The sequence below is a fragment of the Porifericola rhodea genome, assembly GCF_030506305.1.
In the GTDB taxonomy this organism is placed as follows: domain Bacteria; phylum Bacteroidota; class Bacteroidia; order Cytophagales; family Cyclobacteriaceae; genus Catalinimonas; species Catalinimonas rhodea.
Window position 1 is genome coordinate 3,421,708 of the sequence record NZ_CP119421.1, and the last position, 13,803, is coordinate 3,435,510.

11 protein-coding genes are annotated in these 13,803 nt (G+C 43.8%); 9 read left to right on the forward strand and 2 right to left on the reverse strand.

Annotated features, from left to right (window positions below; genetic code table 11):
* Nucleotides 1-62: 62 nt before the first annotated feature.
* The 4 genes from secA to PZB74_RS14080 all read left to right on the forward strand — a co-directional run bounded on the left by secA (nt 63) and on the right by PZB74_RS14080 (nt 5,682).
* Nucleotides 63-3,440 (forward strand): preprotein translocase subunit SecA, encoded by a 3,378-nt coding sequence (gene secA / locus PZB74_RS14065; protein WP_302237059.1) that lies wholly within the window; start codon nt 63-65, stop codon nt 3,438-3,440.
* On the forward strand, nt 3,433-4,272 hold the full coding sequence (locus tag PZB74_RS14070; RefSeq protein WP_302237060.1) for an alpha/beta hydrolase family protein: 840 nt from the start codon (nt 3,433-3,435) through the stop codon (nt 4,270-4,272). The genes secA and PZB74_RS14070 overlap by 8 nt, the downstream gene beginning before the upstream one ends.
* 61 nt (nt 4,273-4,333) lie before the next feature.
* Nucleotides 4,334-5,170, forward strand: a complete 837-nt coding sequence (locus tag PZB74_RS14075; protein WP_302237062.1) for a DNA/RNA non-specific endonuclease — start codon at nt 4,334-4,336, stop codon at nt 5,168-5,170.
* Nucleotides 5,170-5,682, forward strand: coding sequence for a L,D-transpeptidase family protein (locus PZB74_RS14080; protein WP_302237064.1), 513 nt, complete (start codon nt 5,170-5,172; stop codon nt 5,680-5,682). Before PZB74_RS14075 ends, PZB74_RS14080 begins: the two co-directional genes overlap by 1 nt.
* On the opposite strand, the gene PZB74_RS14085 is transcribed toward PZB74_RS14080, so the two are convergent.
* The gene (locus PZB74_RS14085) at nt 5,679-6,845 is read right to left on the reverse strand and encodes an FG-GAP-like repeat-containing protein (protein ID WP_302237067.1); all 1,167 of its coding nucleotides are present in this window, start codon (nt 6,843-6,845) and stop codon (nt 5,679-5,681) included. The two genes, PZB74_RS14080 and PZB74_RS14085, sit on opposite strands and share 4 nt — an antisense overlap.
* 239 nt (nt 6,846-7,084) lie before the next feature.
* On the opposite strand from PZB74_RS14085, the gene PZB74_RS14090 reads away from it, so the two are divergent.
* The 3 genes from PZB74_RS14090 to PZB74_RS14100 all read left to right on the forward strand — a co-directional run bounded on the left by PZB74_RS14090 (nt 7,085) and on the right by PZB74_RS14100 (nt 11,241).
* Nucleotides 7,085-7,273 carry a hypothetical protein gene (locus PZB74_RS14090; protein WP_302237069.1) on the forward strand — a complete coding sequence of 63 codons (189 nt, stop codon included), beginning with the start codon at nt 7,085-7,087 and terminating at the stop codon, nt 7,271-7,273.
* Between the two features lie 148 nt (nt 7,274-7,421).
* Entirely contained in the window at nt 7,422-10,568 is a 3,147-nt protein-coding gene (locus PZB74_RS14095; RefSeq protein ID WP_302237072.1) for a PVC-type heme-binding CxxCH protein, read from the forward strand.
* A gap of 172 nt (nt 10,569-10,740) precedes the next feature.
* The gene (locus PZB74_RS14100; RefSeq protein WP_302237074.1) at nt 10,741-11,241 is read left to right on the forward strand and encodes a DUF3124 domain-containing protein; all 501 of its coding nucleotides are present in this window, start codon (nt 10,741-10,743) and stop codon (nt 11,239-11,241) included.
* On the opposite strand, the gene PZB74_RS14105 is transcribed toward PZB74_RS14100, so the two are convergent.
* Nucleotides 11,238-12,431 (reverse strand): potassium/proton antiporter, encoded by a 1,194-nt coding sequence (locus PZB74_RS14105; RefSeq protein ID WP_302237077.1) that lies wholly within the window; start codon nt 12,429-12,431, stop codon nt 11,238-11,240. The genes PZB74_RS14100 and PZB74_RS14105 overlap by 4 nt on opposite strands.
* 157 nt (nt 12,432-12,588) lie before the next feature.
* Between PZB74_RS14105 and PZB74_RS14110 the strand changes: the two genes are divergently transcribed.
* Both PZB74_RS14110 and PZB74_RS14115 read left to right on the forward strand, forming a co-directional pair.
* Nucleotides 12,589-13,146 carry a pyridoxamine 5'-phosphate oxidase family protein gene (locus tag PZB74_RS14110; protein ID WP_302237078.1) on the forward strand — a complete coding sequence of 186 codons (558 nt, stop codon included), beginning with the start codon at nt 12,589-12,591 and terminating at the stop codon, nt 13,144-13,146.
* A gap of 249 nt (nt 13,147-13,395) precedes the next feature.
* A complete protein-coding gene (locus tag PZB74_RS14115) occupies nt 13,396-13,713 on the forward strand; it encodes a hypothetical protein (protein WP_302237079.1) in 318 nt (105 codons plus the stop codon).
* Nucleotides 13,714-13,803: the final 90 nt, after the last annotated feature.

The window sequence follows — 13,803 nt, forward strand, 5'->3', positions numbered from 1 at the left end:
TTAGAATCTGGCATCCAGTACGTATAGTTTCTTGAATTCAATAGAGATATAAATATTCTAGTATGAATATCATTAATAAAGTTTTAGCTAAGATGTTCGGCAGCAAGTCTGAAAAAGACATTAAGGAAATCATGCCGATTGTGGAGCAGATTAAAGCCGAATATCAGCAGCTACAAAGCATCACCGACAACGAACTCAGAGAAAAAACTTTTGAAGTAAAAGCCACTATTGATGGTGAGCTTAAAAGCATAGATGACCAGCTGAAGGCCCTGCACGACAGTGTGGAAGAGAACCCTAAGATGGGCATGAACGAGAAAGAAAGCGTTTTTGCTCAGATAGATACGCTGGAAGAGGAGCGTAACAAAGCCCTGGAAGAGGTGCTGGAAAAAGTGCTGCCTCAGGCTTTTGCAATTATGCGTGAAACTGCTCGCCGACTGAAAGATCAGGGTAAGCTGGAGGTAAAAGCTACGCTTTTTGATAAGCAGATGGCTGCCAAATACGAGCATATCACTATAGAAGGTGAAAACTCAGTATGGAGCAATCAGTGGCTGGCTGCCGGGCAAAAAATCACCTGGGATATGGTGCACTATGATGTGCAGCTGATTGGTGGTATTGTACTGCATCAGGGTAAAATTGCGGAAATGGCTACCGGTGAGGGTAAAACATTAGTAGCTACCTTACCCGCATTCCTGAATGCGCTGGCCAAAAGAGGAGTACACGTAGTAACGGTAAACGACTACTTGGCTAAGCGTGATGCAGAGTGGATGGCACCCCTGTTTCAGTTCCATCAGCTTACGATTGACTGTGTAGATAAGTACCAGCCCAACTCAGAGGCGCGCCGTCAGGCTTATGCTGCCGACATTACTTATGGTACCAACAATGAGTTTGGTTTTGACTACCTGCGCGATAATATGGCGCGCGATATGGGCGACCTGGTACAGCGTAAGCATCACTTCGCAATGGTAGATGAGGTAGACTCCGTACTGGTAGATGAAGCTCGTACTCCGCTGATCATTTCTGGGCCAGTGCCCCGTGGCGATGAACATGAGTTTTACGATCTTAAGCCTCGTATATCACGTTTGTACGAAGCACAAAAGAAGCTGGTTAACGAGCTGCTTCAGGATGCTAAAAAGAAAATTAAAGAAGGCAATACCCAGGAGGGTGGCCTGTCACTTTTTCGTGCTTATCGTGGTCTGCCCAAATATAAGCCTTTGATTCGCTTCTTAAGTGAAACAGGTAACCGTCAGGTGCTGCAAAAAACAGAAAACTTCTATTTGCAGGATAACTCACGCGCTATGCCGGAGGCTGATGCTCCTCTATACTTTACCATAGAAGAGAAAAACAATAATATTGACCTGACGGAGAAAGGTATTGATCTGATTACCCAAACAGGTGAAGATCCCAACTTCTTCATCATGCCAGATATTGGCACATCCATCGCGGATCTGGAAAAAGATGAAGAAATGTCTGATGAAGAGAAGGTTCAGAAGAAAGACGAGCTGATTAAAGATTATTCAGTAAAGTCGCAGCGTATTCATACGGTCAACCAACTTCTTAAAGCTTATGCGCTTTTTGAAATTGATCAGGAATATATAATCGCTGATGGTAAAATTAAGATTGTAGATGAGCAGACGGGCCGTGTCATGGAAGGCCGCCGTTACTCAGATGGTCTGCACCAAGCAATAGAAGCCAAAGAAAATGTAAAGGTAGAAGAGGCTACGCAAACCTATGCTACCATTACCCTGCAAAATTATTTCCGTATGTACCACAAACTGGCTGGTATGACGGGTACAGCAGAAACTGAAGCCGGAGAGCTATGGGAAATCTACAAATTAGATGTAGTAGTAATCCCTACCAATCGCCCAATTATAAGAGACGACCGTCAGGACCTCGTATTCAAAACCATGCGCGAGAAGTTCAATGCGGTGGCCGACGAAATCAACGAACTGACTTCCAAAGGCCGCCCGGTACTGGTAGGTACAACTTCCGTAGAAATTTCGGAAGTGCTCAGCCGTATGCTTAAGATGCGAGGCATTTCTCATAACGTTCTAAACGCCAAACAACACCAGCGTGAGGCAGAAATTGTCTCTGAAGCAGGTAAAGCAGGTACCGTAACTATCGCTACAAACATGGCGGGCCGTGGTACAGATATTAAGCTTACGCCAGAGTCTAAAGAAGCAGGAGGTTTGGCAATTATTGGTACTGAGCGACATGAATCTCGTCGGGTAGACCGACAGCTCAGAGGTCGTTCTGGACGTCAGGGAGACCCTGGTTCATCACAGTTTTTTGTCTCTCTGGAAGATAACCTGATGCGCCTGTTCGGTTCCGACCGTATTGCTAAGCTGATGGATCGTATGGGATTAGAAGAAGGAGAGGTAATACAGCACTCTATGGTAACCAGCTCTATAGAAAGAGCACAGAAAAAAGTAGAGGAGAACAACTTCGCTATTCGTAAACGACTGTTGGAGTATGATAACGTAATGAACCAGCAGCGTGAAGTAATCTATGAGCGCCGTAAAAATGCCCTTCAGGGTGAGAGGCTGCCTATGGATATCATGAACATGTTATACGATACTTGCGAAGACATCGTTCTAGGTACTAAAGGGGTAAGCAATTTCGAGAGCTTTAAGTTAACAGTACTGGGTACACTAGGTATAGATTACCCTATTGAACACGAGGACTTTGATCAGATAACAGAAAGTCAGCTGACTCAGGATTTGTACCAGTATGCTTATGAGCAGTATGGTAATAAGAATGAGCATATAGCTCAGAAGTCTTTGCCTGTACTTAAAAACATTAAAGAAACTCGTGGAGCTACGGTAGAAAATATTCTGGTGCCTTTTACCAATGGAAAAATGCAGCTAGGTATATCTGCAAACCTGCAAAAGGTCATTGATACTGAGGGTAGCGAGATGATCAAGGCAATGGAGAAGTCCATCACCCTGGCCATCATTGACCAGAACTGGAAGGAGCATCTTCGTGAGATGGACGACCTGAAACAGTCGGTACAAAATGCGGTGTATGAGCAGAAAGATCCCCTGTTAATCTATAAATTTGAGGCATTTGAGCTTTTCAAACGCTTTATTGCTAAAGTAAACGAAGAAACTATTTCCTTCCTGATGAAAGCGGATATACCGGTACAAAGCCCGGATCAGGTAAGAGAAGCTCGTGCTACCAGAGAAAAACAACAAAAACTAAAAGAAACGAAAGAAGAGGTGTCCTCAAGCCTGGATAGCAGCACCAAGGCAAACGCTCAGGCTGCAGCCCAAAGAAACCGTCCGCCTGCCGAGCCTGTTCGTCCTGCCAAATCTACTAAAGTAGCGGGCAGAAATGATAGGGTAAACGTGCAGTATAACGATGGAAGTATCAAGAAAAATGTGAAATATAAAAGTATAGAGGATGACCTTAAAAACAATCGTTGCGTAATCGTGGATGATTAACACCAAAACACTACCTAACCATTTTATCTGGCTTCTACTCGTCTGCTGCTTTGGTTGTACTTATGTGCAACAGGCAGAGCAGTCGGTGACGGAAATCAACATACAGGGCGAACCTGGTAACTTTCATGGCTTTCGTATGTACGCCTTTGAATTTGAAGGGCGGCAAAGCAGAATAGTTATACCCAAACGTGCTGCTAAGGGAAACCCCTGGATCTGGCGTGCTCGTTTTTTTGGCCATCGTCCGGAAGTAGACCTGGAGTTGCTCTCCCGAGGTTATTATGTGGCATACATAGATGTTTCAGACCTCTATGGCAGCCCACAGGCAGTAGAAATCTGGAACAACTTCTATCAATACCTGAGTCAGGAATACGATTTTTCGGATAAAGTAGTATTGGAGGGGATGAGTCGGGGCGGGCTTATTGTTTTCAATTGGGCAGCCCAGAATGCAGATAAAGTATCCTGCATTTATGTAGACGCTCCGGTATGTGATATAAAAAGCTGGCCAGGCGGAGTAATGAGTGGCCGTGGGAGTGCCGAAGACTGGCAAAAATGTCTGGCAGCTTATAATATGACCGAAGAAGAAGCTCTAAACTACGAGGATAATCCGGTAGACCAAATAGAACCTTTACTGGATGCAAAAGTGCCGTTATTTATCGTTTCTGGTGATAATGACCAGGTAGTGCCTTACGAAGAAAATGGTGGAGTGATAGCAGAAGCATATCAGGAAAATAAAGGGAATCTTAAGGTGATTATCAAAGAAGGGGTGGGGCATGTACACGGGCTGGATGATCCTCGCCCGATCATTAACTTTATCCTGAAACATTCGCGTTAAACTTGCACCTTGCCGGCTTTTGCCTAATCTTTGATAACAGATTGTAAAAAGAAAGCACGGAATGGCTAAGAAATCTACAACTTACCTGCTGCTTGTTATCCTTCTGGTAGCAGCTCTAATAATTTTATTAGTAATCCTTAAAGGCAGAAAACAGCCGAATGCCGAAAAAACGGATCCCGTCAGGAGGGAGCAAAACACTCCTCCTTCAAGCAGAGATTTTGACTACCTTCCTCTTTCTGCCAACACCCAGATTATTCGTCATAAACACTTCACGCTTTCTTATCTGGAGAAGCATGAGCAAGCCGAGTGGGTAGCTTATGAGCTAAGTGGAAGAGAGGTAAGAGGTCGTGAAGAACGCTCTGATGACTTTAGGGAAGATGAGAAAGTGAGAACTGGCTCTGCCAGTCTGAGCGATTACCGAGGCTCGGGCTACGACCGTGGACATCTGGCTCCTGCCGGAGATATGAAATTCTCTGAAGAAGCAATGAGTGAAAGCTTCCTGCTTTCTAATATCAGCCCTCAGACACCTGAATTTAACCGCGGTATCTGGAGAGAGTTGGAAGAGCAAACCCGAGAGTGGGCGCTGGAAAATGGAAGCCTCTACGTAGTTAGCGGTCCGGTTTTTGGCAAGCGATCCCGGAGGATAGGTAAAAACAGGGTGAGCGTGCCCCAAGCTTATTACAAGGTTTTACTGGATTATACAGAACCTGAAATAAAAGCCATCGCCTTTTTATTACCTAACAAAGGCACCACGAAAGATATGTTTCACTTTGCTGTACCTATAGACAGCGTGGAAAAAGTAACGCAGATAGATTTTTTCCCGGCTTTGCCAGATCAGGAAGAAGATAGGCTGGAAAGAGGTGTGAGTGTAGCTGAGTGGATAGCTGACCCTAGCTAATGCGCACTATAGCTAGCACCATTGGCATTTTGTATATTCTGGCTTTATGCTACTCGCTCTTTCCGAGCAGACGCCTAAACCGCCGTATTTTGGCTGATAAAATAGTAGTGCGCAAAGGCGCACGAAAATTAGAGTTATGGTCGGGTGGTAAGAAGGTGAAAACATACCGAATTGCTTTGGGGAAAAATCCAGTAGGAGCCAAGCAGTTTGAAGGTGATATGCGAACGCCGGAAGGTATATACATTATAGACGGAAAAAATCCGAATAGTGCCTTTTATCTGAACCTGGGCATATCTTATCCTGATAATAAAGCAATGGCTCTGGCAGAGGCAATGGGCAAAAAGCCTGGGAGCGCTATCAAGATACATGGTTTACGAAATGGGCTGGGGTGGCGAGGTCGTTTTCATCGTACCAAAGACTGGACAGCAGGGTGTATTGCAGTTACCAATATTGAAATGGAAGAGCTGTATAGGGCAGTGCCAGTAGGCACGCCCATACATATATACTCTTAATTGTTTACCCGGCTATTCCAGTAGATTTTTAAGTTTTTGGTGGCACGGCCGGCAGCAATAATATCCAGGTCACCATCCTGGTCAAGGTCAGCCACTTTAAGATCTTCGCAGGCCATACCATTGTCATCTATAAAATAGTGCATCCACGACTCACCGGTATCATCCATAGGTACAAAAATCTTAATACCTACTTTCCCTTTTTTGTTAGGTTCACGCCAGCCTACAATGATCTGGTCTTTGCCCATATCCAGCACATCTGCGGCTACCAAAGCATGCCCCTGCTTAAGATCATCATACAATACGGTTTTATTCTTAAAGTTTTTTCCGGTATAAAGCATAAGGTTGGTACCGTGCATGGGTTCAATCGTACTTACAAAAGCTTTGTTGCCTAATTGCCCTAGGCTAATTTCACCAGCCCCCTCTTTCAGTTCTGCCAGCTCTTTGGTCTCCCAGTTTTGGGCATACTCATGCTTTTTTATTCCTTCTTTACCCACGACCCAGAGTGAGGCAGGTATTTCCGAACGATCAACAGTAAAGTTATGGGTCATGTGCATACTGCTATCAATCAGGTGCATCGCCCATTCATCTTCGGGGTTTTGGGGCATTTGGTAGGCATAAACTTTTACCCCAGCACCTTTACCACCTTTATTGCCCCGACCATGTAACGGTAATACTATGAGTTGATAATCATTTTTCGCAGTCTGTACCCATTGCATACGGTGTACAGTAGGTTCGTGAGGTAGCTTTACTGGCTTCCATTTGTCTTCCGGGTTTTCGGGGCGCATCAGGTAGTGTACTGATCCAGATGCTTTGGTATCTGTAGTTTCTCCAGGATTCCACTGAGCTCCTACTGCTATCTCTACTTTTCCATCCTGGTTAATATCTTCAACCGCCAGGCAGACATTGTCTCTGTCTGTTAGGTTATCGGCAATCACAAATTTTTCCCAATCACCGTTACGATACCATACAAACTGTTTTTGGTCTGCTAAAATGATGTCATCAGAGCCATCTCCATCTACATCTCCTATGGCTAATCCGTAGCCAATATCTATGTCATCTATGCTTTCTTCTACGAAGGGTGAAGACAGTACTTGTGCAGAAAGAGAAGAAAATGTAAAAATTGTAAGTGAAATTGAAGTTAGGTAGTTGTATAGGATATTCATAATCAAAGAATTATATAATTTTTACGAGATCAATCTGGCGCTATTGCTAGTCAAAACTCCGAATCCGGCGCTACTGATTTCATCCTTGCCAATGTAGGCTCTACAGGTTTCAGGTAGCAATAATATGCCATTTTGTAACTTTTACTATTACCTCACGCTTGCTTGAATGCTTGAGCTGCAAGTGCTAATATTATTATGACAATTAAAAGTCATTATTTCTAAACCATAAAGTATTTAACATGAAAACTTCTACCCATTTTGACATTGATAACTTTGATCTAGACGCTTTAAACGACAATGATCATGATTTTGAGACGCAAAACGATGATCTTTTGTTTGAACAATTAGAACATGTAGCTTTTGAAGATACCGATTTCTACGTACAGGATGATGCTGAAGAAGAAGATAATTTTGACGGAGTATTCTGAGTAGGCAAAGCTTTCATACTTGACAGCCGGTAGTGCTAAGGTTTATAACCCATGTGCTACCGGCTTTTTTGTTACCTATCCCCCGGTATTTCTCTGCGTTTTGTTATCTTGAATTCTAACAACCTAATACTTTAAACTACTCATGCGTATGAAACTGTACCAGGCAGCAGGCCTAAAAAAGGGCATGCTAAGATGCTTTTTAGGTGGCTATATTACCGCTTTACTCTGTTTGAGTGCCTGTGGTAACGGAACGGAAGAAAATGTGGCTGTAGACTATGATGCCCTTAGCGATGAAGAAAAAAGGTCAGCTACTTATGCTTTGGCAGGCCTGGAAGTTGCCGATGACCTTCAGGCTACTCTTTTTGCTTCTGAACCTATGATGATCAACCCTACCAATATGGATATTGACGCCAGGGGTAGGGTATGGGTCTGTGAAGGTTACAACTATCGTCCACGTCTTAATCCTAACAATCCTACCAAAGAAGAGGGTGACCGTATCCTGATTCTGGAAGATACCGATGGCGATGGCAAAGCAGACAATAGCAAGGTCTTTTATCAGGGAAATGATGTAAATGCTGCTCTGGGCATCTGGGTGATGGGTAATAAGGCTATCGTATCCTGTAGCCCTCATGTTTTGCTGCTAAGCGATACAGATGGTGATGATAAAGCCGACCAAAAAGAAATACTTTTTAGTGGTCTGGAAGGCGAGCAGCATGACCATGCCATACATGCCTTCGTATTTGGTCCCGACGGTAAACTCTACTTCAATTTTGGAAACGCTGGCTCCCAACTGTTAGATAAAAATGGTAATCCGGTAAAAGAGCAGAGCGGCATTGCAGTAAGCGCAGAAGGTAAACCTTATCGTGAAGGTATGGTATTTCGTTGCGATCCTGATGGCAGTAATGTAGAAGTGCTGGGCCATAATTTCCGTAACAATTACGAAGTAGCAGTAGATGCTTTTGGTACCTTGTGGCAATCAGACAACGATGATGATGGTAACAAAGGTGTGCGTATTAATTATGTGATGGAATATGGTAACTATGGCTATAAAGATGAAATGACAGGCGAAAACTGGCGCACTTACCGTACAGGTATGCATGATGATATTCCTCTGCGCCATTGGCACCTGAATGACCCGGGCGTAGTGCCCAATGTGCTACAGACTGGGGCGGGCTCACCTACAGGAATTCTGGTATATGAAGGAGAACTCTTACCCGAGCGTTTCCATAACCAGATGATTCATTCTGATGCCGGGCCAAATGTGGTGAGGGCCTATCCGGTAGAGAAAAATGGAGCGGGTTATACTGCCCAGATAGATAACATCATCAAGGGTAAAGATCAGTGGTTTCGCCCTTCCGATGTGTGTGTGGCTCCCGATGGGTCACTCTTTGTGGCAGACTGGTATGATCCCGGCGTAGGAGGCCACCAGATGGGAGATATGGATAAAGGACGCATTTACCGTATTACACCCAAAGCAGAAAGCAAAGGTTTCTTTCAAAAGCTATTAGGTAGCAAAGAGAAAGCCTATCAACCTGATGTACTGGATATTTCTACACCAGAAAAGGCAGTAGAGGCACTAAAGAACCCCAATCTTTCTCGCCGTTATCTGGCCTGGCAGCAGTTGCATGATTGGGGGCTAAAAGCAGAAGAAGCTCTTAAAATAATGGCCGAATCTGAGAATGAGCGCTATCGCGCACGTGCGTTATGGCTGTTGTCCAAGCTGCCCGAGAAGGGCTTGGGATATGTAGAAGAGGCTTTGCAAGACGACAAGCCTGACATCAGAATAGCAGGCATACGAATGGCTCGTCAGCTCAATATAGATATTTTGCCTGTGCTACAACAAATGGTGAATGACGAAGCCGTATCTGTACGTAGAGAGCTTGCTTTGGCTCTTCGCTATCAAAACTCCAAAAAAGCAGATGAACTGTGGGCACAACTAGCTATAAAGCATGATGGTAAAGACCGTTGGTATCTGGAAGCCTTAGGTATAGGGGGCGATTTGTATGCGGAGCAGCGCTTTGCTGCCTGGCTAGAGAAGGTAGGGGAGGACTGGAACTCCGCAGCCGGTAAAGATATTATCTGGAGAATGCGCAGCCCGGAAACTATTGAATTTCTGGCAGAACTAATCAACAGTTCAGAGTCTAACACCTATACCGATCGCCTCCGTTATTTTAGGGCTTTTGATTTTCATATAGCCCTCAAAAAAGAAGAAGTGTTGGCCAGGCTGGCTGTACAGGAGCATCCCAATCAGCAAGAGATCAGTATGCTGGCTCTCAGCCATATTGCTACGGAAACAGTTAAAAGCTCTCCGCGATTGAACAAGGCCCTTCGCCAGTCTTTATCCAGTATAGAGGGTTCGCAGGAGTATGTTGAGCTTATCCGTCGCTACGAGCTGAAAGATTATAATGATAGACTACTGGCTTTGGCAATAGACAAGGCAGAAGATAATATAGGGGCAGAGTCAGCGAAGCTATTGCTAAATTTAGGCGGCGAACAGGCAATAGCCAGCCTCTTACAAAAAGGAAATACAAGAGAGAAACAGTCTGTAATTAGTGTGCTCAAAAGAGTTAACAATTCTGAAGCTCACAGCATCCTTCTGGGTGTTATTCGTGGCGCTGAGCAACCTCTGAGCGTTAGAGAAGAGGCTGTTATGGCATTTGCAGGAAGTTGGGGCGGTGAGGAAAGACTTTTGGATGCCCTCAAAAGTGGAGATATACACGCAGAGCTGGACTCTGTTACCGCTTTGGTACTCTCACGTTCGGCGCGCAGACATATTTATGAAGAGGCCGCAGCCCTGCTAGACCTTCCCGGCGCTAGTTCGGAGGGTGAACTCCCCCCAATCAAAGAGCTGGTAGCTATGGGAGGCGATGCTTCTTCCGGAGCGGCAGTGTTTGCCCGTGCCTGTCAGAACTGCCATGTAGTTAAAGGGCAGGGAGTAGATTATGGTCCGGCCCTTTCTGAGATAGGAGATAAGTTACCAAAAGACGCGCTTTACAAATCTATACTCAACCCTAGTGAAGGTATTAGTTTTGGGTACGAAGGCTATGTGCTTAAGCTGAACGATGGTAGTACCGTTAGTGGCTATATCCTCAGTAAGTCTGAAGATGAGTTGCAGTTACGAATGTACGGAGGGCTTACCAATTCCTACAAAATGGAACAGATAGCTTCTATTGAAGAAATGGAGCAATCTCTAATGTTTGACAATCTGGAGCGTGCCATGAGCCAGCAGGAACTGGTAGACCTGGTAGAGTACCTTAGCAGCCTGAAAGCCAATACCACCGCAAGTACAAAATAAAACCAAACTACTGACTGATACTTAATCCTCTTGCCGGTATTGCTGGCAGAGGATTTTTTATGAGCCTTACTTAAAAGCGCACTTACCCATAAAGACAGAATATTCTTTACCTTTGAAGGGAACAAGTAACTAAGGTATGCTAGTACGGATTTTTCAAACATTCTTAGTATGTATGGCTATAGCCTGTACATCTGGAGAGGAGCAAGGCAGAGAAAAAACACAGCTTCCTGAGCAGCGTCATCAGTATGTGGATATAGATGCAAACGCCTTACCCTTTCATCAGAAGGTATATGTCCCGATCTACTCAGAAATATATCATAGTAGCGGCGACCGACGCTTTCTGTTGACAGCGACACTAAGTGTAAGAAATATTAGTATGTGTGATTCACTTTATGTAAGCGGTGTAGATTATTACGACTCTTATGGACAAAAAAAACGTACTTACCTTGAGCAGACTATTCTATTAGGTCCGCTGGCTTCAGTTGAATTTGTGATAGAAGATAAAGAAGACGAAGGTGGGGCAGGCGCTAACTTTATCGTAGACTGGGCTGCCCGTAAAGACAATCTAAGGCCTATAATACAGGCGGTTATGATTGGTACTTCCTCTCAGCAAGGTATCTCTTTTACCACAGAAGGCGTACGAATGGACAGTAGTAGCTATGCCCCTTTCTAGACGCTGTTCTGATTACAGCGGGTCAGCTGCGCAAACTGCCTTACAGTAGTTCCCTGTACAAGAATAGAGGTAATCACTATAATGAATGAGATATTGAAAATCTCTTCGGCTACCGGTACCTGATCTACTAAAGGTACTAAAGCAAAAACAATAGGCGTAGCCCCCCTGAGCCCTACCCATGATAAAAATGTCTTTAGTCGCCAGTTCATATCTTTAAATAGTGACATGGAAACAAACACTCCTGTAGGGCGGGCCAGCACAATAAGTACGAGAGAAAGCAAGAGTCCTTCCCAGAATACATTCATAATTTCAGAAAGGTAAACCTGCAAACCCAGGATCAGGAAAAGGGTAGTTTCCATTAGCCAGGACACTCCTTCAAAAAAGAAAATGCTAATGGGCTTGTTTTTCCAGAAAGACTGGCTAATAAGTAGCCCTGCTACATATACTGAGAGAAAGGGGCTTCCGCCCAGTAGTGAGTTGATGGAATAAAGCAATAGAATAAGCGATACCAGAAGTACAGGCGTTTGTCCTTTCTTCAGTTTACTTTTGTAAACCATAAAGTTAGCCAGTCTGCCACCCAGAATCCCCGTAAGTAATCCGACCGACATGGAGAGAATAAAGCTCATACCTAACTGTAAAATTCCGGCTTCAGGTTGTACCAGCAAATAAGAAAAGCTGATCGTCAGGAAATAAGCCATAGGGTCATTTGTGCCAGATTCAAGCTCTAAAATTTCCCCTAAATTGCACTTAAGCTTAAGCCCTGTACTTTCCAGTATAGAGAACACGGCGGCTGCATCTGTTGAGGATACAATGGCACCCAGAAGTAAAGCTGCCAGAAAGGGCCAGTCAAAAAGAAGGTAAACCACCAGGCCCATAACCAGACTTGTACATAGAACACCAATACTGGCCAGAGAAAGTCCTTTTCCAACTACTGGCCTCAGGCCTTTCCAGTTGGAGTTAAATCCTCCGGAAAAAATAATAAAACAGAGTGCTACCTCACTGATGTGAAGCGTAGTCTCAGGAAAATCGTAATTAAAATCGTATACACCTCCGTTACCCAGAACTATACCTATACACAAGGTAGCCAGCAGTGAAGACACACCGAGGCGGGCGGCGAAACGACTGGCCAGAATGCTGAGCAGTATTAATATACTGGCTAGGAGGAGAATATATCGGTAGTCAAGATTCATAGTTCAAAAAAATAGCAATGGCAACAGACAAACCTAATACATCAGGTTCAAAATACAACGGGCAGACCAGCAACGAAGTTAATAGAAATGCATCATTATGAGCGTTCTGCTCTTTTTAAATTAGGGAAAGTAGTACCTTCATGGAGTTGACAAACTAATGACGAGATATACTATGGGAAAAAAAATGGATCAGATTACTCCTGAGTTGCAGAGCTTTATTAAGGAGCAGAAAATATTTTTTGTCGCTACCGCCATGGCAGAAGGTAAGGTCAATCTTTCTCCAAAAGGGATGGATACATTTAGAGTACTGAGCCCCAAACGAGTGATGTGGCTAAACCTGACAGGCAGTGGCAACGAGACTGCTACCCATCTGAAGTTTAGCAATCGTATTACTGTAATGTTTTGTGCGTTTGAGGGCAAACCGCTAATACTTAGGCTTTATGGTACCGCCCGGGTTTACCATAATTACAATAAGGAGTGGAGCCAGTATGCCTCTCTTTTTCCTGAATATGCCGGAAGTAGACAAATTATTGATATTGAAATAGACTTGGTACAAAGCTCTTGCGGTATGGCAGTACCTTTTATGGACTACCAGGGTGAAAGAGAAGCGCTCAGAGTGTGGGCAGACAAAAAGGGCAATGCAAAAATTAACGACTATTGGAAGGAGAAAAATACCGAAAGTTTGGATGGCTACCCAAGTGGAATATTTGAATAAACATCATTGAATGATTATCAGGGAATACTGCCTGTTTAAATAACGTGTAATTGTAGAATAAAACCTCAGATTGAGCAGTATTTATTGCATTAGTACACACCTGATTATAAAAAGAATGACCTTTGTTTTTTATGGTAATTGATTGGTATTCATATAGTTAAATGTGTTTTTTGGTTCCTGGCATGTTTATTCCAAAAGGGTTCAATGTATTTCAAATACAAATTTTTTTGAATCTAAAATTTTGAAGATATGAAACGTAGAATAATTGCAGCAGCAGCTTTGGCCACTTTTTCATTTGCCACAATTGGAGCTAACGCACTTCCGCTTATGGAAAGCAATAACGATAAAATAGAAGTAGTCGCTAAGGCAGACCGTGAAGAGATTAAATACGAAGAACTCCCTGAGGATGTAAAGACTGCATTTGAGGAGTCGCAGTACGGAGAGTGGGATGTATCTAAGGTATATAAAGTAGATGTAGATTCGCAAACTCAGTACGAGCTAACGATTACAGATGGTTCTCAGTCGGGCATTTTAGCCTTTGACGAGAGCGGTAATATGGTACAATAGGTTTAACATATAGGTTTTCATGAGTCTTTAGGCTCGTTGAATAAAGCTGCTTCCCTTGGGAGCAGCTTTTTCGTTTTATATGGTTGTTAG

Excerpts from the sequence above, each read along its gene's own strand:
- secA (WP_302237059.1), top strand. The coding sequence starts at position 63 with ATGAATATCATTAATAAAGTTTTAGCTAAGATGTTCGGCAGCAAGTCT.
- PZB74_RS14070 (WP_302237060.1), top strand. The coding sequence starts at position 3,433 with ATGATTAACACCAAAACACTACCTAACCATTTTATCTGGCTTCTACTC.
- PZB74_RS14075 (WP_302237062.1), top strand. The coding sequence starts at position 4,334 with ATGGCTAAGAAATCTACAACTTACCTGCTGCTTGTTATCCTTCTGGTA.
- PZB74_RS14080 (WP_302237064.1), top strand. The coding sequence starts at position 5,170 with ATGCGCACTATAGCTAGCACCATTGGCATTTTGTATATTCTGGCTTTA.
- PZB74_RS14085 (WP_302237067.1), bottom strand. The coding sequence starts at position 6,845 with ATGAATATCCTATACAACTACCTAACTTCAATTTCACTTACAATTTTT.
- PZB74_RS14090 (WP_302237069.1), top strand. The coding sequence starts at position 7,085 with ATGAAAACTTCTACCCATTTTGACATTGATAACTTTGATCTAGACGCT.
- PZB74_RS14095 (WP_302237072.1), top strand. The coding sequence starts at position 7,422 with ATGAAACTGTACCAGGCAGCAGGCCTAAAAAAGGGCATGCTAAGATGC.
- PZB74_RS14100 (WP_302237074.1), top strand. The coding sequence starts at position 10,741 with ATGGCTATAGCCTGTACATCTGGAGAGGAGCAAGGCAGAGAAAAAACA.
- PZB74_RS14105 (WP_302237077.1), bottom strand. The coding sequence starts at position 12,431 with ATGAATCTTGACTACCGATATATTCTCCTCCTAGCCAGTATATTAATA.
- PZB74_RS14110 (WP_302237078.1), top strand. The coding sequence starts at position 12,589 with ATGACGAGATATACTATGGGAAAAAAAATGGATCAGATTACTCCTGAG.
- PZB74_RS14115 (WP_302237079.1), top strand. The coding sequence starts at position 13,396 with ATGAAACGTAGAATAATTGCAGCAGCAGCTTTGGCCACTTTTTCATTT.